The sequence below is a fragment of the Rhodococcus sp. IEGM 1330 genome (assembly GCF_033142445.1).
In the GTDB taxonomy this organism is placed as follows: domain Bacteria; phylum Actinomycetota; class Actinomycetes; order Mycobacteriales; family Mycobacteriaceae; genus Rhodococcoides.
This window is the reverse complement of sequence record NZ_JAWLSB010000006.1, coordinates 270,532-293,382: the sequence shown is the minus strand read 5'-3', so window position 1 is coordinate 293,382 and position 22,851 is coordinate 270,532. Positions and strand designations below refer to the sequence as shown.

Here is a 22,851-nt window from a genome sequence, read left to right as displayed (position 1 = left end):
GGCATCGGCCACCGTGCTGGATGACCGACCTGCATAGGGCACCCTTGCTGGACCGGGTACAGCAATTCCGTCACACTGGTGTTGTGAAAACAACCGAGAGCTCGCTCGTGCGTCCGGGAAGTGTCGAGTCATCGGCCTCCGGCGCAGGCGTTTCGTCGGTGCGACCTGCGTCGGCCCCCGAGGGGCAGACGCGGAGCGCTGTGGTCACTCTGCTCCTCGAAGAGGGCCCCATCACCGCCTCAGACATCGGTACTCGACTGGGGTTGAGCGCGGCGGGTGTCCGACGTCACCTGGACGCACTCATCGACGCGGGCGAGGCCCGCATCACCACCCCCGCGGGTGCGCGGCAACGTGGCCGGGGCCGACCGGCCAAGCATTTTCAGCTCACCGCAGCCGGGCGCAACCGTCTCGGCCACACCTACGACGATCTTGCCGGTGCCGCCATGCGGCAGCTACGCAAGATCGGTGGAGACGCGGCCATCGAGACATTCGCTCGGCAACGCGTCAACACCATCGTGGCCGACGTGGAGCCGGCGACGGGATCCGATGCGCATGCCGTGGAGGACGCCGCCGGCCGAATCGCCGACGCATTCAGCGCGGCGGGCTTTTCTGCCACCACCCGTCAGGTGGGCAACGGTGTGCAGATCTGCCAGCACCATTGCCCGGTGTCGCACGTCGCGTCCGAGTTTCCGGAGCTGTGCGAGGCGGAGCAGACCGCGTTCGCCGAGATCCTCGGCACACACGTGCAGCGTTTGGCAACCATCGCAAACGGCAATTGCGCCTGCACGACGCACGTACCGCTGTCACCGACGCGGTACTCGAACACCGATAGTTCCGACAAGAAGACTTCCGACGCGCAGCCCCGCGTCGGAGAACGCCCACGCCTCCGGAAGGAGCCCGCATGACCGTCACACCAGACCAGGTGACACCCACCGCGCCGCTGACCCAGGACGAGACCATCGCCTCGCTCGGCACCTACGGATACGGCTGGGCCGACTCGGACGTAGCCGGTGAAAGCGCCAAGCGCGGTCTTTCCGAGGCTGTCGTTCGAGACATCTCGCAGAAGAAGAGCGAGCCCGAGTGGATGCTCGAGGCGCGCCTCAAGGCGCTCAAGACGTTCGAGCGCAAGCCGATGCCGAACTGGGGTTCCAACCTCGACGGCATCGATTTCGACAACATCAAGTACTTCGTACGGTCCAGCGAGAAGCAGGCCGCAACGTGGGACGACCTGCCGGAGGACATCAAGAACACGTACGACAAGCTCGGCATCCCCGAGGCGGAGAAGCAGCGCCTCGTCTCCGGTGTCGCCGCTCAGTACGAGTCCGAGGTGGTGTACCACTCGATCCGTGAGGACCTCGAGGCTCAGGGAGTGTTGTTCCTCGACACCGACACCGCCCTCAAGGAGCAGCCGGAGCTGTTCCGCGAGTACTTCGGCACCGTCATCCCCGCAGGCGACAACAAGTTCTCCGCACTGAACACCGCGGTGTGGTCCGGTGGATCCTTCATCTACATCCCGCCGGGCGTCCACGTGGACATCCCGCTGCAGGCCTACTTCCGGATCAACACCGAGAACATGGGTCAGTTCGAGCGGACGCTGATCATCGTCGACGAGGGTGCCTACGTGCACTACGTCGAGGGCTGCACCGCGCCGATCTACAAGTCGGATTCGCTGCACTCCGCCGTGGTGGAGATCATCGTCAAGAAGGGTGGTCGTTGCCGCTACACGACCATCCAGAACTGGTCGAACAACGTCTACAACCTCGTCACCAAGCGCGCCAAGGCCGAGGCAGGCGCAACGATGGAGTGGGTCGACGGCAACATCGGCTCCAAGGTCACCATGAAGTACCCGGCCGTCTGGATGACCGGTGAGTACGCCAAGGGCGAGGTTCTGTCGGTCGCGTTCGCAGGCCCGGACCAGCACCAGGACACCGGCTCGAAGATGTTGCACCTGGCACCGCACACGTCGTCGAACATCGTCAGCAAGTCCGTCGCTCGTGGCGGTGGCCGGACGTCGTACCGCGGTCTGATCCAGATCAACAAGGGTGCACACGGTTCGCGCTCGACGGTCAAGTGCGATGCATTGCTCGTCGACACGATCAGTCGTTCCGACACGTACCCGTACGTCGACATCCGCGAGGACGACGTGTCCATGGGCCACGAGGCCACCGTCTCGAAGGTCAGCGACGATCAGTTGTTCTACCTGATGAGCCGCGGCATGACCGAGGACGAGGCCATGGCGATGGTCGTGCGCGGCTTCGTCGAGCCGATCGCTCGCGAACTGCCGATGGAATACGCGCTCGAGCTCAACCGGCTCATCGAGCTGCAGATGGAAGGGTCGGTCGGATAAGTGAACAACCCCCTCACCGGAGTGATGGGTGCCGTGGCATCCGAAAACCCCGAGTCGGCCAAGGAAGACAAGTCGAAGCTCGTCGAGAACAAGGGCGCTCAGTTCACGTCCTACGACGTGAATGCGTTCGAGATCCCGTCCGGTCGTGACGAGCTGTGGCGTTTCACGCCGCTGCGTCGGCTGCGCGGCTTGCACGACGGTTCCGCTGTCGCCGACGGGGCCGCTCAGGTCACCGTCGGTGCCCCGGAATCGGTGGTCGTGGAAACCGTCGGCCGCGACGACGAGCGACTGGGCAAGGCCGGTGTTCCAGCAGATCGTATTGCCGCTCAGGCATTCTCGGCGTTCACCGAGGCCACGATCGTCTCCGTGCCGAACGAGGTCGAGGTGGCCGATCCGATCGAGATCACCGTCGACGGCCCCGGTGTCGACCACGTCGCCTACGGCCACGTGCAGATCAGGCTCGGCACGTTCGCTCGTGCCACCGTCGTGATCGACCAGCGGGGTAGTGGCACATACGCCGAGAACGTCGAGTTCGTTCTCGGCGACAGCTCGCAGTTGCACGTCGTGCTGATCCAGGACTGGCAGTCCGACGCAGTGCACGTCGCGGCGCATCATGCACTGCTGGGACGCGATGCGGTGCTGCGGCACTACAACGTCAGTCTCGGCGGCGATCTGGTGCGCATCAGCCCGACCGTGCGCTACAGCGCACCCGGTGGCGATGCGAACCTGCTCGGGCTGTACTTCGCCGACGCAGGCCAGCACCTCGAGCAGCGTCTGCTCGTCGACCATTCGGCTCCGCACTGCAAGTCCAACGTGATGTACAAGGGCGCGCTGCAGGGCGAAACCGGACCCGGCACCGTCGATGCGCACACCGTCTGGATCGGCGACGTCCTCATCCGCGCCGAGGCCGAGGGAACCGAGACCTACGAGCTCAACCGGAACCTGGTACTCACCGACGGCGCGCGCGCCGACTCGGTACCGAACCTCGAGATCGAGACCGGGGAAATAGTCGGAGCGGGCCACGCCAGCGCCACCGGCCGTTTCGACGACGAGCAGCTGTTCTACCTGCGCGCTCGTGGCATCTCCGAGGAGGTTGCTCGTCGACTCGTCGTCCGCGGCTTCTTCCACGAGGTCATCGACAAGATTCCGGTCCCCGCCGTGCGCGAGCGTCTGGATGCTGCCATCGAGACCGAACTCGCCGTCGTCGGCGCGTAGGTCTCACCCGAAACTTTCTCGACTGCACAAAGGAACTTGAAGATGTCCACACTCGAAATCCGCGATCTGCACGTCAGCGTCGCCAACTCCGACTCGACCGCGGAGCCCATCAACATCCTCAAGGGTGTCGACCTCACCGTGAAGTCCGGTGAGACGCACGCGATCATGGGGCCCAACGGTTCCGGCAAGTCCACGCTGTCCTACGCGATCGCAGGCCACCCCAAGTACACGGTGACCTCCGGCACCATCACTCTCGACGGTGAAGACGTGCTCGAGATGAGCGTCGACGAGCGCGCCCGTGCAGGTCTCTTCCTGGCGATGCAGTACCCGGTGGAGGTGCCCGGTGTCTCGATGTCGAACTTCCTCCGTACCGCCGCCACCGCTGTGCGCGGTGAGGCCCCCAAGCTGCGGCACTGGGTCAAGGAAGCCAAGACCGCCATGAGCGAACTGGAGATCGAGGCCAACTTCCTCGAGCGCAACGTCAACGAAGGCTTCTCCGGCGGCGAGAAGAAGCGTCACGAAATTCTCCAGCTGGGACTGCTCAAGCCCAAGATCGCCATCCTGGACGAGACCGACTCCGGCCTCGACGTCGATGCGCTGCGAGTGGTGTCCGAGGGCGTCAACAAGTACAAGGAGCGTCAGGACGGCGGAGTGCTGCTGATCACGCACTACACCCGCATTCTGCGCTACATCAAGCCCGATTTCGTGCACGTCTTCGTCAACGGTGAGATCGTCAAGTCCGGCGGTGCGGAGCTGGCCGACGAGCTCGAAGCCAACGGTTACGCCGGCTACACGCAGGCCGCAACCACCGGAGCATGAGTATGGCTGCACCGGCAGCTGCGGCGGTGGCGGCATCGTTCGATGTCGCCACGGTTCGCCGCGATTTCCCCATCCTCTCGCGCACCGTCCGTGACGGAAAGCCGTTGGTGTACCTCGATTCCGGTGCCACGTCGCAGCGGCCGGTGCAGGTACTCGACGCCGAGCGCGAGTTCCTCACCACGTGTAATGCCGCAGTGCACCGCGGGGCGCACCAGCTGGCCGAGGAGGCCACCGACGCCTACGAAGGTGCGCGCGCGGCCATCGCGTCGTTCGTCGGGGCTGATGTCGAAGAGATCGTGTTCACCAAGAACGCGACCGAGTCGCTGAACCTCGTGACGTACGTGCTTGCCGATCAGCGATTCGACCGGCACCTCGGTCCCGGTGACGAGATCGTCGTGACCGAGCTCGAACATCACGCCAATCTCGTTCCGTGGCAAGAGCTTGCAGCTCGAACCGGTGCCACCCTGCGCTGGTACGGCGTCACCGACGACGGACGAATCGATCTCGACTCGCTCGAATTGTCTTCCGCCGTCAAGGTTCTCGCGTTCACGCATCAGTCCAACGTGACCGGCGCGGTGGCTCCGGTCGAGGAATTGGTGCGTCGGGCCAGGGCGGTCGGTGCGCTCGTCGTCCTCGACGCATGCCAGTCGGTGCCGCACATGAAGGTCGATTTCCACGCGCTCGATGTCGACTACGCCGCGTTCTCCGGCCACAAGATGCTCGGTCCCTCGGGAGTGGGCGTGCTGTACGGCAAGGCTGCACTCCTCGAGGCGATGCCTCCGTTCATCACCGGCGGTTCGATGATCGAGACCGTCACCATGGAGAAGACGACGTTCGCCGCGCCCCCACAACGATTCGAGGCCGGGGTTCCGATGACCTCGCAGGTCGTCGGACTCGGGGCAGCTGTGCGGTACCTCGAAGACATCGGTATCGATGTCATCGCTGCTCACGAAAAGGCCTTGGTCGCAGCAACTCTCGCCGAGTTCGCAAAGATCGACGGTGTTCGTGTGATCGGGCCGACCGAGAACGTCGACCGCGGTTCGGCAGTGTCGTTCGTGGTCGACGGCATTCACGCCCACGACCTCGGACAGATTCTGGACGACGAGGGCGTCGCCATTCGCGTCGGGCATCACTGCGCGTGGCCCCTGCATCGTCGGTTCGGTGTGGCTGCGACAGCGCGCGCCTCGTTTGCGCTGTACAACACGGTCGAGGAAGTGCTGGTTCTCGCACAGGCGATTCGCCGCGCACAGTCGTTCTTCGGCACTACCGACCACGGCGCGGGAGGTCAGCAGTAGATGCGGATGGAACAGATGTATCAGGAAGTGATCCTCGATCACTACAAGCACCCGCACGGCCGTGGACTGCGCGCGCCTTTCGGCGCGGAGGTACACCACGTCAACCCCACCTGCGGCGACGAGGTGACTCTGCGTGTCCAGATCGAGAACGGCACCGTCGCAGACGTCTCGTACGACGGCCAGGGCTGCTCGATCAGTCAGGCGGCGACATCGGTGCTCACCGATCAGGTCGTCGGGCTGACCGTCGCCGAAGCCCTGAAGACGGTCGACTCGTTCAGCGAGATGGTGGGCAGCAGAGGTACCGTCGAGGGTGACGAGGATGTCATCGGTGATGGAATCGCATTCGCCGGTGTGGCCAAATACCCGGCCCGCGTGAAGTGCGCCCTGCTGGGATGGATGGCTTTCAAGGACGCGGTTGTTCAAGTAGTGGATGCAGATTCGACAGCCACGACGGGCGAGACCGCCCAGTCGGCATTTTCCGGAGGACAGTGATCATGACGGATACAACAGATACGACGCAGGCCGTGACAACGACATCGGAGACCACACCGGCGACTCTGACGGCCGACGAGATCAAGGTGCTCGAGGACCTCGAAGAGGCCATGCGTGACGTCGTCGACCCCGAGCTCGGTATCAACGTCGTCGACCTGGGGCTGGTGTACGACATCAAGATCGACGCCGACGACATCGTCACGGTCGACATGACGCTCACCTCGGCAGCATGCCCGTTGACCGATGTCATCGAGGATCAAGCTCGCGGCGCGCTCGTGCGCAGTGGACTGGCCGCCGACCTGAAGATCAACTGGGTCTGGATGCCGCCGTGGGGCCCGGACAAGATCACCGACGACGGTCGCGAGCAGCTCAGGGCCCTCGGCTTCACCGTCTGACGTACGGACGAGTCGGCCCCCTCACGCGCCTTTCGCTTCGTCGGCTGTGGAGTCGGCGGACTTGGCCGGGGTCGACTTCTTGGCCGCTGCCTTCTTTGCCGGGGCCTTTTTCGCAGCTGCTTTCTTGGCCGGTGCCTTCTTCGCCGGAGCCGACGTGGCTGACCCCGACTTCGCGTTCTTGCCTGCCGCCTCGACGCTGCGCTGCAAGGCCGCCACGAGATCCACGACCTCGGCGTCCTCACCGTCGTCGTCTTTTTCCGTCTCGGTGTGAATGACCTTCTCACCGCCGTTGGCGAGCGTCTCGTCGATCAGCTTGCGCAGCTCGATCTGATAGTCGTCGGTGTACTCGGTGGGATCGAATTCCGAGGACATGCTTTCCACCAGTGACGTCGCCATCTTCACTTCCTGCGGACGCGCGGACGGCGCGTCCTCGAGCGAAGGAAATTCTGCGGCCCTAACTTCGTCCGGCCACAGCAGTGTCTGGATCACCAACACGTTCTCGCGCACGCGCAGCGCGGCCAGACGGGTCTTCTGTCGCAGAGTGAAATGCACCAGCGCGGTGCGCTCGGTTTCTTCGAGAGTCTCGCGCAGCAGGACATATGCCTTCGGCGACGCGGAGTCCGGCTCGAGGAAATAGCTCTTGTCGTAGAGGATCGGATCGATCTGCTCGGTCGGCACGAATTCGAGAACCGGAATTTCGTGCTTCTCCGCCGCAGGCAGCTTGTCGAAGTCGTCGTCGGTCAGAATCACGCGTTCGCCGTCGGGGGAGTCGTAGGCCTTGTCGATGTCGGCGAACTGCACCGACTTGCCGCATTCCTGACAGATCCGGTCGTACTTGATACGACCGCCGTCCTTCGCGTGCACCTGATGGAACCGAATGTCGTGCTGCTCGGTGGCCGAGTAGACCTTCACCGGAACATTGACCAGACCGAAGGCGATCGAGCCCTTCCAAATGCTGCGCATCTGTCCATGATCGCCGACCGGGCGCCCGTGTGTCGACCGTTGGCGAGAAACTCAGCCGCGGCCCGGTGTGCGCACTATCGTCCGCGCGATCGCGAGCCTGGCGGACGCCGGGAGCGTCGGAAACATTTTCAGCATCGCGGTCATCGTCCCCAGGGCGTCGTCGTGGCCGGACAGGTACGAGCGCTGCAGTTCGACCGGGAGCGAGAAGAAGCTGGAGAAGAACTGGGGGACCATCTCGGGTTCGAGAGCCAGTGCCGTGCGCAGGCCGAGGTTGCGAAGCTTCTGGACCGTCCAGACGTGCACCGGGCGGATCGGGCGCGATCGACCGCCGCCTCGAAATCTCTCGACGAGGTGATCCGCCGATGCCAGCGACGCCGCCACGCTGTACCCCGTGGCGGGATGCATCAGATTCGAGCGAGACCCGAACAACACCGGACCGCCTCGCCCGGTGTGCAGTCGCGACCGAGGCGGCGGTTCGACCGAGAACCGCACTCTCTCGACATCCTCGTGGCCGGTCGGTTCCAGATTCCGGTGGGCCAGACGGTGGTGCAGCCGTGATCGAAGCACTGCGAGTTCCAGCGGTGGTCGGCCGACCAAACAGGTCTCTTCGAGCAGGATCCGATCCTCGTCGAGCGCCACGGCGTACAGAAAACTCGGTGCTTCACCGGGCCGAGCGTCGTTGTCGGTGCGCCAGTCCATGAACCAGGCGTCGGATCCTTCGAGGATCGGCTCGGCGCGGTGACGTTCGACGACGATGCCGTATGCCGTCTGCTGTGCGAGGTCGCGCGAGTCGAGCGTGCCTCGGGCGTCGACGACGTGACCAGCATCGACGATGGTGCCGTCGGCGGTCGTCACGCGGGAACCGGTGACGTCCGCGGCCGTCCCCGCCAGCACTCGCACGCGATCGAGGGACAAGGTCGCTTGCAGTGCAGGTGTGTCCAGCACGCAGTACGTCCGGTCGATGATCCGATGGCGATCGGTCCATACCCCCGGCTTCTGCGCAGTCGAGGCGACAGCCGTCTCGGGCAACCACGACGGCAACTCGTCTGCCCAGGCGGAATACGTCGGCGTCCACGTGCGCGACGGGTGTGGATCGAGTGCAAGCACATCGAGTCCGGCCTCGGCACATCGATGGGCGACGGCCCGCCCCGCGGGACCGAGTCCGACCACCGCGACGTCGGCCGAGTAATCGTTCACATTCCGCCGGTGGCGAGCAAACCACCGTCCACGCGCACAGTCTCGCCGGTGATCCAGGAGGACGCGTCCGACACCAGGAAGGCCACCAGGGCCGCTACGTCCTCCGGGTTTCCGAGGCGCTTCATCGGGTAGCCGGCCGCTGCCGCGTCTTCTCCGTTGGCAACGAGAGCCTCGGCGAACTTCGTCTTCACCACGCCCGGTGCCACGGCATTGACGCGAATCTTCGGACCGAGCTGCCAGGCGAGCTCCTCGGTGAGGCGGATCAGAGCGGCTTTGGATGCGCCGTACGCGGCGATCACGCCGGTGGAGCGGATGCCGGCCACGCTGGCGATGTTGACGATCGCCCCGCCGTGCTCGCCCATCCAGGCATGGAACGCCTGCTGGACGAAGCCGAGAGTACCCACGACGTTCGTCTCGAAAATCTTGCTCACGCCCGCCAGGTCGGCATCCATCAGCGAGCCGTAGACGGGATTGATGCCGGTGTTGTTGACCAGGATGTCCAGCGAACCGAAGGTCTCCACAGTGCTCGCCACCGCGTTGCGTCGGTGCTCCGGATCGCCCGCATTACCGTCGATTGCGAGCACGGAATCGCCGAGTTCTGCTGCCGCCGCAACGAGAGGTTCACGCTTGCGTGCGGTGATGGCGACGTTCGCGCCGCGAGCGAGCAGTTCCGCGGCGATGGCCTTGCCGATGCCTCGGCTGCCGCCGGTGACGAGTGCGGTGCGCCCGGTGAGGTCGGGGATCGGCGCGCTGGAAGAGCTGACTGTTTCGGGGGCGTCGGTCATCGATCAGACGTTACCGGTGTCACCGTCGTTCCTGGGTGAGGGCACGTGAATGCTGAGCTAAAATGGGGGTTTGCTGTGCCGTTCGGCGGCGCACCTGAAGTTCGCCCGTCGGTCGACGGGCAACGATCTTGTTCGGCAATCGCTAGGAGCTCACGCGTGATCACCGCCACCGACCTGGAAGTTCGTGCCGGTGTGCGGACCCTTCTGTCCACCGAGGGGCCCGCGCTCCGCGTACAGGCGGGCGACCGCATCGGATTGGTGGGTCGTAACGGCGCAGGCAAGACCACCACTCTGCGCATCCTGGCAGGCGAGGGAGAGCCGTACGCGGGCGAGGTCGTGCGCACCGGAGAGCTCGGCTACCTTCCTCAGGATCCCAAAGAAGGCGACCTCGACGTGCTGGCCAAGGATCGAGTGCTCTCGGCCCGGGGCCTCGACACTCTCTTGCACAGTATGGAGAAGCAGCAGGCGCTGATGGCCGAAGTGGCCGACGAGGCGCTCCTCGACAAGGCCGTACGCAAGTACGGCGAACTCGAAGAGCGTTTCGCCTCGCTCGGCGGCTACGAAGCCGAGAGCGAAGCGGCCCGCATCTGCAACAGCCTCGGCTTGGCCGACCGCATCCTCGGCCAACCGCTACGGACCCTGTCCGGTGGTCAGCGCCGACGCGTCGAATTGGCTCGCATTCTGTTCGCCGCGTCCGACGGCAGTGGCGGACGCTCGAACACCACATTGCTGCTCGACGAGCCCACCAACCACCTCGACGCCGATTCCATCACCTGGTTGCGCGGATTTCTGCAGAGCCACGAGGGCGGACTCATCGTGATCAGTCACGACGTCGAACTGCTCGGAGACGTGGTGAACAGGGTGTGGTTCCTCGACGCCGTGCGCGGCGAGGCCGACATCTACAACATGAACTGGAAGAAGTACCTCGACGCCCGCGCCACGGACGAGCAGCGCCGCCGCCGTGAGCGCGCCAACGCGGAGAAGAAAGCCGGGGCGCTGCGCGTGCAGGCCGCCAAGATGGGGGCGAAGGCCACGAAGGCCGTCGCGGCCCAGAACATGGCGAAGCGAGCGGACAAGCTGATGGCCAACCTCGATGCCGAACGGGTATCCGACAAGGTCGCGCACATTCGCTTCCCCGAGCCGGCCCCGTGCGGCAAGACGCCGCTGATGGCAAAGAACCTGACCAAGATGTACGGGTCGCTGGAGATCTTCGCCGGCGTCGATCTGGCTATCGACCGGGGCAGCCGCGTCGTGGTGCTCGGGCTCAACGGTGCAGGCAAGACGACGCTGCTCCGGATCCTCGCGGGCACCGAGAAGGCCGACACCGGCGAGATCGAACCCGGCCACGGCATGCGCGTCGGATATTTTGCACAGGAACACGACACCCTCGACGACCACGCGTCGGTCTGGGAGAACATCCGGCACGCGGCACCGGACACCGGCGAGCAGGAACTGCGGTCGCTCCTCGGAGCCTTCATGTTCACCGGCCCGCAACTCGATCAGCCTGCAGGAACATTGTCCGGCGGTGAGAAGACCCGCCTGGCACTCGCCGGGTTGGTGTCCTCCGCGGCGAACGTGCTGCTGCTGGACGAACCGACCAACAACCTCGACCCGATCTCCCGTGAACAGGTCCTCGACGCGCTCCGCAGCTACAAGGGCGCCGTCGTACTGGTGACCCACGATCCCGGTGCCGCCGAAGCGCTCTCACCCGAACGAGTGATTCTGCTCCCCGACGGCACCGAGGACCACTGGTCCCAGGAATACCTGGAACTGATCCAGCTCGCATGAACGGGCGGGGTCAGTCCTGCCGCCGGACCGATTCCTCGACCAGATCCAGGATCGCCGCGAGGTTGGACCTACCGTGGCCGGACGCGATCCGCGCCACCAGGCCGTCCAGCACGAGATCCAGGTAGTCGGCGAGGACGTCGTTGGGTACGTCGTCGCGCAGTCTTCCTGCGGTCTTCTGACGCTCGAGTCGCCCGAGTGTCGCGTCGGTCAGCTCTGCAGACCGTTCGGCCCAGCTGGTCCGGAAGTCCGCGTCCGTGCGCAGTCGTCGGGTGATCTCGAGCCGTGTTCCGAGCCACTCGAATTGTTCTGGTTGCGCCAGCATGTCTCGCATCACCTGCACCAGACCCTGGGTGGCCGCGACCTCGGCCATGCGTCGAGCATCTTCCTGCGCCAGCGCGAGGAAGAGTCCGTCCTTGTCCTTGAAGTGGTGGAATATGGCTCCGCGCGACAGGCCGGTGGCCTCTTCGAGACGCCGTACTGTCGCGCCCTCGTAACCGAACTCGCCGAAGCACTTACGCGCGCCGTCGAGAATTTCGCTTCGACGGGCAGCCAGGTGGTCTTCGCTGACCTTGGGCACGTGTGGGTTTCCTACTTTCGATGAGGGCCTCGACCGATACGGCGATGGGCCCGGAAACACGTTGTCGGTTCCGGGCCCATCGCCGTTCGAGGCATACGTCAGACGACGCGCACTCAGCCTCTGATCATGTTGCGCAGCACGTACTGCAGGATGCCGCCGTTGCGGTAGTAGTCCGCTTCACCCGGGGTGTCGATGCGAACCACGGCCTCGAACTCGACCTTCGAGCCGTCTTCCTTGGTGGCGATGACGGTCATCGTCTTCGGGGTGGTGCCCTCGTTCAGCTTCGCGACTCCGACGATGTCGAAGGTCTCGGTGCCGTCCAGCGTGAGCGACGAAGCGCTCTCACCGGCCGGGAACTGCAGGGGAACGACGCCCATGCCGATGAGGTTGGAGCGGTGGATGCGCTCGAACGACTCGGTGATGACGGCCTTGACGCCGAGGAGCGAGGTGCCCTTGGCCGCCCAGTCGCGCGACGATCCGCTGCCGTACTCCTTGCCGCCCAGCACGACCAGCGGGATGCCGGCCTTCTGGTAGTTCTGCGACGCGTCGTAGATGAAGGACTGCGGTCCACCGTCCTGCGTGAAGTCGCGGGTGTAGCCGCCCGAGACGTCGTCGAGGAGCTGGTTCTTGAGGCGAATGTTCGCGAATGTTCCGCGAATCATGACCTCGTGGTTTCCGCGACGCGAACCGAGCGAGTTGTAGTCCTTGCGCTCGACACCGTGCGAATCCAGGTACTGCGCGGCAGGCGTGCCTGCCTTGATGGGACCTGCCGGGCTGATGTGGTCGGTGGTGACCGAATCGCCGAGCAGAGCCAACACGCGTGCACCCGTGATGTCCTCGACGGGAGCCGGGTCCATCGTCATGCCGTCGAAGTACGGAGGCTTACGCACGTAGGTGGACTTGGGATCCCACTCGAACGTGTCACCCTCGGGGGTCGACAGGTTCTGCCAGCGGCTGTCACCGGCGAAGATGGTCTCGTAGGACTTGCTGAACATGTCCCGGCTGATCGAGGACTGGATGGTCGATTCGATCTCCTCGGCGGACGGCCAGATGTCCTTCAGGAACACGGGGTTGCCCTCGTGATCCTCGCCGAGAGCGTCGGTCTCGAAATCGAAGTCCATCGTGCCCGCCAGGCCGTAGGCGATGACCAGCGGCGGCGAAGCCAGGTAGTTCATCTTCACGTCGGGGGAGATGCGGCCTTCGAAGTTGCGGTTGCCCGACAGCACTGCGGTGACCGAGAGGTCGTTGTCGTTGATCGCCTTCGAGATCGGCTCGAGCAGCGGACCGGTGTTACCGATACACGTGGTGCAGCCGTAACCGCCGAGGTAGTAGCCGAGCTTCTCGAGGTACGGCCACAGGCCGGCCTTCTCGTAGTAGTCGGTGACGACCTGCGAGCCGGGCGCCATGTTGGTCTTGACCCAGGGCTTGGTGGACAGCCCCTTCTCCACGGCATTGCGGGCGAGCAGTGCTGCGCCGAGCATGACCGACGGGTTCGAGGTGTTGGTGCAGGAGGTGATTCCTGCAACCACGACGGCGCCGTGATCGAGCACGAATTCGCCTGCCTCGTCGGTGGTGACGCGGACCGGCTTGCTCGGACGACCCTCGGAACCGTATGCGGCAGAACGCACGTCTACGGAATCTTCTTCGGCGAAGCTCAGCGAAGCGGAGTCGCTCGCCGGGAACGATTCGTCGAGGGCCTCGTCGAGCTTGCTGTCACCCTCGTGCTTCGGGTGGTTCTCCTCGACGTAGTTGTGAATGTCCTTGCGGAACGCAACCTTGGACTCGGACAACAGGATTCGGTCCTGCGGACGCTTCGGGCCTGCGATGGACGGAACGACCGTGTTGAGGTCGAGCTCGATGTACTCGGAGTACACGGCCTCGTTCTTCGGGTCGTGCCACATGCCCTGTTCCTTGGCGTACGCCTCGACGAGCGCGAGCTGCTCATCGCTGCGGCCGGTGAGGCGCAGGTAGTTGATCGTCTCTTCGTCGATCGGGAAAATTGCTGCGGTGGAACCGAACTCGGGGCTCATGTTGCCCAGGGTGGCGCGGTTCGCGAGCGGAACCTCGGCCACACCCTCACCGTAGAACTCGACGAACTTGCCGACGACGCCGTGCTTGCGCAGCATCTCGGTCGCAGTGAGCACCACGTCGGTCGCGGTGACGCCGGGCTGGATCTCACCGGAGAGCTTGAAACCGACGACGCGGGGGATGAGCATCGAGACGGGCTGGCCGAGCATGGCCGCCTCGGCTTCGATACCGCCGACGCCCCAGCCCAAGACACCGAGGCCGTTGACCATCGTGGTGTGCGAGTCGGTGCCGACGCAGGTGTCGGGGTAGGCCTGGCCCTTGCGGGTCATGATGGTCGGTGCCAGGTACTCGATGTTGACCTGGTGCACGATGCCCATGCCCGGGGGGACGACCTTGAAGTCGTCGAACGCGCCCTGTCCCCAACGCAGGAACTGGTAGCGCTCGCCGTTGCGCTCGTACTCGAGGTCGACGTTGCGCTCGAGAGCATCGGCGCGGCCGAAGACGTCGAGGATGACCGAGTGGTCGATGACCATGTCGGCGGGGGAGAGGGGGTTGACTTTGTTGGGGTCGCCGCCCAGGGTGGTGACGGCTTCACGCATCGTGGCGAGGTCGACGATGCACGGAACGCCGGTGAAGTCCTGCATGATAACGCGCGCAGGGGTGAACTGGATTTCGAAGCTCGGCTCCGCGGACGGATCCCACGAGGCAATCGAACGAATGTGGTCGGCGGTGATGTTGGCACCGTCCTCGGTGCGAAGGAGGTTCTCCGCGAGGACCTTCAGCGCATAGGGCAATTTCTCGGCACCGGGCAAGGCCGACAGTCGGAAGATCTCGTACGAGTTCTCTCCGACTTCGAGGGTGCCCTTTGCACCGAATGAATCATTACTTGCGGTCACTTCAGCTCCACTCGTCTATGAGGCACACCGCCGACGGGGCTGTGTCGACGGTTGAAGCGAGGCGCTGACTGCGGGCCTCGGCCTCGAATCTCGGGAGCGAGAGTTCGAGGCGGACGCACGGTCAGTGTCTCGATGGAAGTCTAACAGTACGCTTGTCCTGTGAAAACCTGCGGTCGAGTTCTCGGTGGGTGTCGAGAGACCGATCCACACGACGATCCTCACGTAGTGCTCCCGGCTGCGCAATGAAGGGCGACCTCAGTAGTTGCGCCGGACCTGCGGGCCTACCAGGTACGGGCGCGACGGTGACGTAGGGTTCGACCCGACTGGTTCCTACCGACTGGACGAGAGATGCCTGAGCCGATTCACGCCGTTTCCCCACTTGCCACCGATATACCGGCAGGTCTGGACGTCGACAGCATCGTCGCCACGGTCCGCGAGTCCGGCGTCAGTGCCCCCGCCGACGAGGAAGCCGGGTTGTCCGCAGCCGTCGCGCGCGCCGAGGACCACGGCATCGATCTGAGCGTCGTGATCGTGCCGACCGAACCTCGCCACGACTCGCAACTTCGAGATCTCGCCACCGCTGTCGGAGCACGCGAGGGTGGCACGGTTCTGGTGCTCAGCCCCGGGCAAGTGGGTACGTTCAGCGACTCGATCAGTCGGGTGACCCTCGAAGCAGGTCAGGACCGTACCTACACCGGCAACCACGTCGTCGCTGCCGACAACTTCGTCGACACCCTCGTCGAGGATCAGGCACCGTGGGGTCTGCTCACGGGCGGCCTGGTTGTCGTGGTCGCCGCGGTCGCGGCTTTGACTGCTGTCGTCAAGGTCCGCAGATATCGCTCGCGTTCGGAGTCGAACGACCGCGCGCACAGCGAGTCCGTCGCCGACTGAACACGCTCGTCCGGGGGTCGTTCGACTGACCGACGCCCGCACCGTTCGACCCGGTCCCGATCGTGACCGTGAGGTCGTCCGAAAAAGTCGGAAAAATTGTTTCCGGTAAACCCCGAGTTCACGGCGTTGTGCCTGGTGGAATTACCAATGTGTCATTTGTGACTGGAGTTTCTTTAGGGTGCGAAGTGTCGTACGGTGCCATTGGCACTGCTGGGGAAGGAGTGTCGCAGAAGGCGGTTGTCATCCGTGGGGAACTCGGGAGGCCACTGCTTCGGGTGTGACTGACGTGGTTCGCACCTGTCGTATTGCTGCGTGTTTCTTTCCCGCCCGGCGAGAACGCTCACCGTCACCTGCGATCGGGGTGGAGGACGGAGAGCACCTCGACGGCACTTCGGTTCGATGCGAACCCGAGTGAATGCCGGACCCGAGGGAGACATTTGTGAGCCGACGTCAAGTCCGCGGAACTCACCGCCGTGCACTCGTCCGTACCCGATTCGTGCTGGTGGGCGCAGGCCTCGTTGTCGCGTTGATGGCGACCCTTCCCGGGGTTGCCGCCGCGGTACCACCGCCACCGCCCAACCCCTCGGACACCGACCTCGCCGCCGCGGGCAGCGCCGTCGACTCGAGCCTGGGTCAGGTAGGTCAGCTGATCGACGCGATCGCCTCGGCCAACCAACAGCTCGCCCAACTCGACGACGAGGTCGCGTCGAAGCGAGAAGGCGTCAACAAGGCCCTGGTCGATCTGCAGAATGCACGTGACGCGGCCGACGTCGCTGCCGCACTCGTCGGCGCCGCGCAGCAGGCTCTCGTCGATGCAGGCACCCAGATCCAGGCAGCCCAGACCAAGTTCGACGAGTTCGCCAAATCCAGCTACACACAGGGCTCGGGCGTTGCCTCGATGGCGTCGTTCCTGGGGTCAAGCGGACCGGACGACGTCCTGGACCGCGCCCAGGTCCTGAAGGTTCTCTCCAACAGTCAGAACGCAGTACTCGACGGCTTGCAGCGGGCCCGTACCGAGCAGGCGAACCGCGATTCGGCGGCCCGTGAGTCCAAGCAGCAGGCCGACGCGGCCGCCTCGGAAGCCGAGTCCAAGAAGGCGGAGGCCGAGCAGGCCATCGCCGAGGCGCAGGCAGCGCTGCAGGCAGAGGCCGACCGGAAGGCCACGATCGAATCGCAGCGTGACTCGGCGCAGACCGAACTCGATGCCGCCCGCAGCAACGTCGCCGGTCTGCAGGATCAGCGAGCCGCGTACGGCGACTGGGAGTCGCAGAAGGCGGCCGAGGATGCGGCCATCGCCGCCGCCACGGCCGCAGCGAAGGAAGCTGCTGTACAGGCAGCTGCGCGAGTATCGGCAAACCTGGCGGCGCAGCAGCGGGCGGCGGCCATTGCCGAGGGCCAGCGTTCGCATGTGGACGTGGACGACGATTCGAGCGCATCGACCGACTCGGACAGCTCGACCGCGACCACCCCCACCACGCCGAAGACACCCACCACACCGAAGACACCCACCACACCGAAGACGTCCACGACCCCGTCGGTCACCGGAAGCGCAGCCGTCGAGTTGGCGATCGACCGCGGAATGAGCCAACTCGGCGTGCCGTACTCCTGGGGCGGCGGCGACGAGAACGGACCGACCAAAGGCATCAGGGACGGCGGAGTCGCAGACAGCTACGGCGACTACAACAAGGTCGGCTTCGACTGCTCGGGGCTGATGATCTACGCCTTCGCAGGACTGGGTATCTCGCTGCCGCACTACACCGGCTACCAGTACACAGCGGGCAAGCAGGTGCCGTCTTCGGAGATGAAGCGTGGCGACATGATCTTCTACGGACCCAACGCCAGCCAACACGTTGCGCTCTACCTCGGCGACGGCAAGATGCTCGAGGCCCCGAAATCGGGTTCGGTGGTCAAGGTGTCCGACGTGCGATACAGCGGAATGACGCCGTACGCCGTGCGCATGGTGTCCTGAGCGCGATCCGGCGCGCCTCTCCGGGCTCTCGAGTCGTTCCGCAGGCTCAACTCCGGCCTCGCGTCGGGGGTGCCTTTCGGCGCGCATACCGATCACCTGGAATAGTTGATTGCGGCGGTACGAAACGAGCCCGACGACGATCGACTGAAAGCGGTGAATTCTTGGTGACATCACGTGACGGCCGGATTTCGAACGACGAGGGGTCGACGCGAGTCGAGTCTCCGACTCCGAATCCACCGGGTGTGGAGCCGAAGCGGGTGGACAGTCCGGCCCTGGCCGAGGACGTCCAGCTCCTCGAGAAGGCCGTGTACGAGGTCAAGCGCGTGATCGTCGGTCAGGACCGGCTGGTCGAACGCATCCTGGTGGGGTTGCTCGCCCGCGGCCACGTGTTGCTCGAGGGCGTCCCCGGGGTCGCCAAGACCCTTGCCGTCGAGACCTTCGCACGGGTGGTGGGTGGATCGTTCTCGCGAGTTCAGTTCACTCCCGACCTGGTGCCGACGGACCTCGTCGGCACCCGCATCTACCGTCAGGGCCGTGAGGAGTTCGACACCGAGCTCGGACCCGTCGTGGCCAACTTCGTGCTGGCCGACGAGATCAACCGTGCGCCGGCGAAGGTGCAGTCCGCTCTGCTCGAGGTCATGGCAGAACGCCACGTGACCATCGGCGGCAAGACGTTCCCGATGCCCGATCCGTTTCTGGTGATGGCAACACAGAACCCCATCGAGAACGAGGGTGTGTATCCCCTCCCCGAAGCTCAGCGCGACCGATTCCTGTTCAAGATCGTCGTCGACTACCCGACGGTCGAGGAGGAACGCGAGATCGTCTACCGCATGGGCATCAAGGCCCCCGAGCCCAAGCAGATCCTCGACCCTGTCGAGTTGGTTCGCCTGCAGAATCTGGCCAGCTCGGTGTTCGTGCACCACGCGCTCGTCGACTACGTGGTGCGGGTCATCGCTGCTACCCGAACGCCCGAGCAGTTCGGTATGGACGACGTGGCCAGCTGGATCGCCTACGGTGCATCGCCTCGTGCGACGCTCGGCATCATCGCGGCCTCCCGCGCACTGGCGCTGCTCCGGGGTCGCGACTACGTCGTTCCCCAGGACGTTCTCGAGGTCATTCCCGACGTGCTCCGGCACCGTCTCGTGCTGTCCTACGACGCTTTGGCCGACGAGGTGACCCCCGAGACGGTCATCTCCCGGGTGCTGCAGACCGTCGGGTTGCCGCAGGTGTCGCCGCAGGCGGTACCGGTGCCGCAGAGCAACGGAGCGGGTCCGGACGGGCCGCACTTCGACGGACGTCAGCCGCAGGGGCCGTACCCGACCCAGGGGCAGTTTACGGCCCCAGGACAGTTTCCCGGTCAGGGCCAACCGCTTGCGCCCCAGCAGCCCGGGCCCCAGCCCCATCCGCAAGCCGGGCAGTACGGCCAGCCCACACCGTCTCTGCAGAAGCCGTCCGGTGACGGATCATCGATCGGTACGCCGGGGCAGTGAGTGGATCCGACACCGCCTCCGCGACCGCAGGCCGAGCCGTCGTAGCCCGGCCACCGTCGTTCCGCTCGGGTGAGCTGCGTGATCCGAAGCTGGCCGCAGCACTGCGGACCTTGGAACTGACGGTGCGTCGACGGCTGGACGGGGTGCTGCACGGCGACCATCTCGGATTGATTCCCGGTCCTGGATCGGAGCCGGGCGACGCCAGGGAGTACCAGCCGGGCGACGATGTCCGTCAGATGGACTGGTCGGTCACCGCGCGTACGACGCATCCACACGTGCGGCAGTCCGTGGCCGACCGCGAGCTGGAGACCTGGCTCGTGGTCGACTTGTCGGCCAGCCTCGACTTCGGCACCACCGGGTGCGAGAAGCGCGATCTCGCGGTCGCGGCCTCGGCTGCCATCACGCATCTGTCCGGCGGTGGCGGAAATCGAATCGGCGCGGTGGTGGCCACCGGTTCCGACACCAACCGCATTCCGGCACGGGGCGGCCGCGTGCACACTCAGTCGATGCTCCGGGCCATTGCCACCACGCCGGCTGCGGCCGACGGTGTTCGCGGTGACCTGCGCGCTGCCATAGAAGCGCTGCGACGGCCCGAACGTCGCCGCGGGATGGCTGTGGTGATCAGCGACTTTCTCGGTCCGATCGATTGGGAGCGCTCGCTCCGGGCCATCTCCGCTCGACACGACGTGCTGGCCGTCGAGGTACTCGACCCACGTGATCTGGAACTGCCCGACGTCGGTGACGTCGTTCTCCACGATCCGGAATCCGGTCGTACTCGCGAGTTCAGTACGACGCCGCGGCTGCGTGCAGATTTCGCGCGCGCAGCAGCAGCACATCGCGACGACGTGGAGAAGGCGCTGCGGCGGTGCGGTGCACCTCGATTGACGCTTCGCACCGACGGTGACTGGATCGCGGACGTCGTACGGTTCGTGACCGCACGCAGGCACACCATCGGGTCCGGGTTCACCAACACCGCGCGGGCACGGCGATGAGCCTGACCGATTTCGCCTCGCCGTGGTGGCTGGGCTTCCTCGTCGTGGTCATCGCACTGACGGTCGGCTACGTCTGGATCCAGCGGCGCAAACAGAAGCACGTATTGCGGTTCTCCAACATGGAACTGCTCGAGTCCGTCGCGCCCGATCGGCCCAATCGGCTGCGGCACCTGCCGACGGCTCTCGTTCTGGTCGGCCTGATGTTCCTGACCGTCGCGTTGGCCGGTCCCACGGCCGACCAACGCGTGCCGCGGAACCGGGCGACCGTCATGCTCGTGATCGACGTGTCGCTGTCCATGGAGGCCACCGACGTCGAGCCGACTCGGTTGGCGGCCGCGCAGGAAGCAGCCAAATCCTTCGCCGACGGTCTGACGCCCGGCATCAATCTCGGATTGGTGGCGTTCGCCGGTACGGCGTCGGTTCTGGTGTCGCCCACGGCCAACCGCGAAGCCACCAAGTCCGCCATCGACAAGTTGCAGCTCAGCGAGCGAACGGCCACCGGCGAGTCGATCTTCACCTCGCTCCAGTCGATCGACACTCTCGGAGCGATACTCGGCGGCGGCGACGCTGCACCGCCTGCGCGCATCGTGCTGCTTTCGGACGGTAAGCAGACCGTCCCGCAGAACCTCGACGACCCACGCGGCGGGTACACCGCGGCGCGTGCCGCCAAGGACAAGAACGTGCCCATCTCCACCATCTCCTTCGGCACAAGCTATGGCTCGGTCGAAATCGAGGACGAGAACGGCGTAGAACGAGTCCCCGTACCGGTCGACGATCCGTCGTTGCGGGAGATCGCGAATCTGTCCGGTGGCAGCTTCTTCTCCGCGTCGTCGCTCGAGGATCTCAGAGACGTCTACGACACCCTCGAGGAGCAGATCGGGTTCGAGATCACGCGCGGCGACGCCTCGCGTCCCTGGCTGATACTCGGTGTCCTGTGCGTCTCGGTCGGCCTCGGTTCGGCGTTGGTGATGAGGCAACGTCTTCCGTGATCGCTGTTATTACTCACCAGTAAGTTTCGCTTTGTCTTTCCAGGACGAACAGATAGGTTGCTAGGCATGTCCACACCTGACTTCATCGCGCGATCGGTACTCGTCACCGGAGGTAACCGGGGTATCGGTCTTGCCATCGCCCAGCGACTCGCAGCCGACGGCCACAAGGTGGCCGTCACCCACCGCGGCTCCGGCGCTCCCGACGGGCTGTTCGGGGTCGTCTGCGACGTCACCGACTCCGCCTCGGTGGACGCGGCCTTCAAGGAGGTCGAAGAGAAGCAGGGACCGGTCGAGGTGCTCGTGGCCAACGCCGGCATCACCGACGACACGCTGCTGATGCGCATGACCGAGGACCAGTTCCAGCGTGTCATCGACGCGAACCTGACCGGAGCCTTCCGGGTCGCCAAGCGAGCCAACCGTGCCATGCTCCGCGCCCGCTGGGGCCGCATGATATTCCTGAGCTCGGTTGTCGCTCTCGCCGGCGGACCGGGACAGATCAACTACGCAGCATCGAAAGCCGGTGTCATCGGCATGGCGAGGTCGATCACTCGCGAGCTCGGATCGCGCTCGATCACCGCGAACGTGGTGTCACCCGGATTCATCGAGACCGACATGACTGCAGACCTGCCGGACGAATTGCGCGGCAAGGCCAAGGAATTCATCCCGCTTCAGCGTCTGGGTCAGCCCGAGGACGTCGCGGCAGTGGTGAGCTTCCTGGCGAGCCCCGACTCCTCCTACGTGTCCGGTGCCGTGATCCCCGTCGACGGCGGCATGGGCATGGGTCACTGAGAGTCGCTCTCGCACAATATTTTTCAGTTCGATGTCATTGATTTCATCTTCGAAAGCAAGGAACACAGCACTATGGGCGGATTGCTCGAAGGCAAGACCATTCTCATCACCGGCATCATCACCGATGCCTCGATCGCGTTCCACGCCGCTGCCATGGCGCAGGAGCAGGGTGCCAAGGTGATCATCACCGGGTTCGATCGGCTTCGGCTCATCGACCGCATCGCGCAGCGTTTGCCCAAGGAGGTGCCACCGGCGATCGAACTCGATGCCACCAACGAGGAGCACCTCGCGGCTCTGGCCGACCGGGTGCGCGAAGTGGCACCCGAGGGTATCGACGGCGTCCTGCACTCGATCGCATTCGCGCCCCGCACCTTGATGGGCCCGGACGCCAAGCCGTTCCTCGAGGGCCCAGGTCCCGATGCTGCCAGGGCGTTCGAGATCTCTGCGTGGAGCTACGCATCTCTGGCGCGCGCCGTTCTGCCGGTCATGAACGAGGGCGGTTCGATCGTCGGAATGGATTTCGATCCCCGCACATCGATGCCGTACTACAACTGGATGGGTGTGGCCAAGGCTGCACTCGAATCCGTCAACCGCTACGTTGCCCGGGAAGTGGGCGCGGCCAAGCGTATTCGCTCCAATCTCGTTGCTGCCGGCCCCATCAGGACCCTTGCAGCCAAGGCCATCGCGGGTACGGCGACCGGTGATGCAGCCAAGATGGACCAGCTGAACGTCTACTGGGACGGTGCCGCTCCGATCGGTTGGGACGTCAACGACCCGACCGTCGTAGCCAAGTCCATCGTCGCGTTGCTCTCGGATTGGCTGCCCGGGACCACCGGATCCATCGTGTACGTCGACGGCGGAGCCAGCCACAACACTTACCTGCCCGAGAACATGTGATGCCGCGGTGGGCGGAACCGCACGTGGTTTCGCCCAC

At 65.0% G+C, this 22,851-nt stretch carries 20 protein-coding genes; 15 read left to right on the top strand and 5 right to left on the bottom strand.

Annotated elements, in window-relative coordinates; translation table 11 throughout:
- Positions 1-20 precede the first annotated feature (20 nt).
- From R4P57_RS16365 to R4P57_RS16335, 7 genes are read left to right on the top strand one after another with little or no spacing between them, the layout of a single operon-like run.
- Positions 21-905: a metalloregulator ArsR/SmtB family transcription factor gene (locus tag R4P57_RS16365; RefSeq protein ID WP_317803857.1), complete on the top strand. Its 885-nt coding sequence runs from the start codon at positions 21-23 to the stop codon at positions 903-905.
- Positions 902-2,347 (top strand): Fe-S cluster assembly protein SufB, encoded by a 1,446-nt coding sequence (sufB, locus tag R4P57_RS16360; protein ID WP_317803856.1) that lies wholly within the window; start codon positions 902-904, stop codon positions 2,345-2,347. The genes R4P57_RS16365 and sufB overlap by 4 nt, the downstream gene beginning before the upstream one ends.
- Positions 2,348-2,371: 24 nt before the next feature.
- Positions 2,372-3,562 carry a Fe-S cluster assembly protein SufD gene (sufD, locus tag R4P57_RS16355; RefSeq protein ID WP_317803958.1) on the top strand — a complete coding sequence of 397 codons (1,191 nt, stop codon included), beginning with the start codon at positions 2,372-2,374 and terminating at the stop codon, positions 3,560-3,562.
- 42 nt (positions 3,563-3,604) lie between these two features.
- Positions 3,605-4,381 carry a Fe-S cluster assembly ATPase SufC gene (gene sufC, locus R4P57_RS16350; protein ID WP_317803855.1) on the top strand — a complete coding sequence of 259 codons (777 nt, stop codon included), beginning with the start codon at positions 3,605-3,607 and terminating at the stop codon, positions 4,379-4,381.
- Positions 4,382-4,383: 2 nt separating this feature from the next.
- On the top strand, positions 4,384-5,676 hold the full coding sequence (locus tag R4P57_RS16345; RefSeq protein ID WP_317803854.1) for a cysteine desulfurase: 1,293 nt from the start codon (positions 4,384-4,386) through the stop codon (positions 5,674-5,676).
- On the top strand, positions 5,677-6,168 hold the full coding sequence (gene sufU, locus R4P57_RS16340) for a Fe-S cluster assembly sulfur transfer protein SufU (RefSeq protein WP_317803853.1): 492 nt from the start codon (positions 5,677-5,679) through the stop codon (positions 6,166-6,168).
- 2 nt (positions 6,169-6,170) lie between these two features.
- The gene (locus R4P57_RS16335; RefSeq protein ID WP_317803852.1) at positions 6,171-6,563 is read left to right on the top strand and encodes a metal-sulfur cluster assembly factor; all 393 of its coding nucleotides are present in this window, start codon (positions 6,171-6,173) and stop codon (positions 6,561-6,563) included.
- A gap of 21 nt (positions 6,564-6,584) precedes the next feature.
- Here R4P57_RS16335 and R4P57_RS16330 read toward each other — a convergent pair whose 3' ends face one another.
- The 3 genes from R4P57_RS16330 to R4P57_RS16320 are packed head-to-tail and all read right to left on the bottom strand — an operon-like array spanning position 6,585 to position 9,508.
- A complete protein-coding gene (locus R4P57_RS16330; RefSeq protein WP_317803851.1) occupies positions 6,585-7,526 on the bottom strand; it encodes a Ku protein in 942 nt (313 codons plus the stop codon).
- Positions 7,527-7,577: 51 nt separating this feature from the next.
- Entirely contained in the window at positions 7,578-8,723 is a 1,146-nt protein-coding gene (locus R4P57_RS16325) for a lycopene cyclase family protein (RefSeq protein WP_317803850.1), read from the bottom strand.
- Positions 8,720-9,508 (bottom strand): SDR family oxidoreductase, encoded by a 789-nt coding sequence (locus tag R4P57_RS16320; RefSeq protein ID WP_317803849.1) that lies wholly within the window; start codon positions 9,506-9,508, stop codon positions 8,720-8,722. Before R4P57_RS16320 ends, R4P57_RS16325 begins: the two co-directional genes overlap by 4 nt.
- 156 nt (positions 9,509-9,664) lie before the next feature.
- Here R4P57_RS16320 and R4P57_RS16315 point away from each other — a divergent pair, with 156 nt between their 5' ends.
- Positions 9,665-11,296 carry an ABC-F family ATP-binding cassette domain-containing protein gene (locus R4P57_RS16315; protein WP_317803848.1) on the top strand — a complete coding sequence of 544 codons (1,632 nt, stop codon included), beginning with the start codon at positions 9,665-9,667 and terminating at the stop codon, positions 11,294-11,296.
- Between the two features lie 10 nt (positions 11,297-11,306).
- On the opposite strand, the gene R4P57_RS16310 is transcribed toward R4P57_RS16315, so the two are convergent.
- Both R4P57_RS16310 and R4P57_RS16305 read right to left on the bottom strand, forming a co-directional pair.
- Positions 11,307-11,873: a helix-turn-helix domain-containing protein gene (locus R4P57_RS16310; RefSeq protein ID WP_314144191.1), complete on the bottom strand. Its 567-nt coding sequence runs from the start codon at positions 11,871-11,873 to the stop codon at positions 11,307-11,309.
- A 113-nt stretch (positions 11,874-11,986) separates the two neighbouring features.
- Complete coding sequence (locus R4P57_RS16305) at positions 11,987-14,797, bottom strand: aconitate hydratase (RefSeq protein WP_317803847.1); 2,811 nt, start codon at positions 14,795-14,797, stop codon at positions 11,987-11,989.
- Positions 14,798-15,145: 348 nt separating this feature from the next.
- Between R4P57_RS16305 and R4P57_RS16300 the strand changes: the two genes are divergently transcribed.
- The 7 genes from R4P57_RS16300 to inhA all read left to right on the top strand — a co-directional run bounded on the left by R4P57_RS16300 (position 15,146) and on the right by inhA (position 22,814).
- Positions 15,146-15,688, top strand: coding sequence for a DUF6676 family protein (locus R4P57_RS16300; protein WP_317803846.1), 543 nt, complete (start codon positions 15,146-15,148; stop codon positions 15,686-15,688).
- Between the two features lie 439 nt (positions 15,689-16,127).
- A complete protein-coding gene (locus R4P57_RS16295) occupies positions 16,128-17,657 on the top strand; it encodes an NlpC/P60 family protein (protein WP_411742377.1) in 1,530 nt (509 codons plus the stop codon).
- A gap of 242 nt (positions 17,658-17,899) precedes the next feature.
- A complete protein-coding gene (locus R4P57_RS16290) occupies positions 17,900-19,147 on the top strand; it encodes an AAA family ATPase (protein ID WP_411742384.1) in 1,248 nt (415 codons plus the stop codon).
- Complete coding sequence (locus R4P57_RS16285; RefSeq protein WP_317803845.1) at positions 19,144-20,139, top strand: DUF58 domain-containing protein; 996 nt, start codon at positions 19,144-19,146, stop codon at positions 20,137-20,139. The genes R4P57_RS16290 and R4P57_RS16285 overlap by 4 nt, the downstream gene beginning before the upstream one ends.
- Positions 20,136-21,128, top strand: a complete 993-nt coding sequence (locus tag R4P57_RS16280; protein ID WP_317803844.1) for a VWA domain-containing protein — start codon at positions 20,136-20,138, stop codon at positions 21,126-21,128. Before R4P57_RS16285 ends, R4P57_RS16280 begins: the two co-directional genes overlap by 4 nt.
- Before the next feature lie 66 nt (positions 21,129-21,194).
- The gene (gene fabG1 / locus R4P57_RS16275; RefSeq protein WP_317803843.1) at positions 21,195-21,917 is read left to right on the top strand and encodes a 3-oxoacyl-ACP reductase FabG1; all 723 of its coding nucleotides are present in this window, start codon (positions 21,195-21,197) and stop codon (positions 21,915-21,917) included.
- Positions 21,918-21,989: 72 nt separating this feature from the next.
- On the top strand, positions 21,990-22,814 hold the full coding sequence (gene inhA, locus R4P57_RS16270) for an NADH-dependent enoyl-ACP reductase InhA (RefSeq protein WP_057478707.1): 825 nt from the start codon (positions 21,990-21,992) through the stop codon (positions 22,812-22,814).
- Positions 22,815-22,851: the final 37 nt, after the last annotated feature.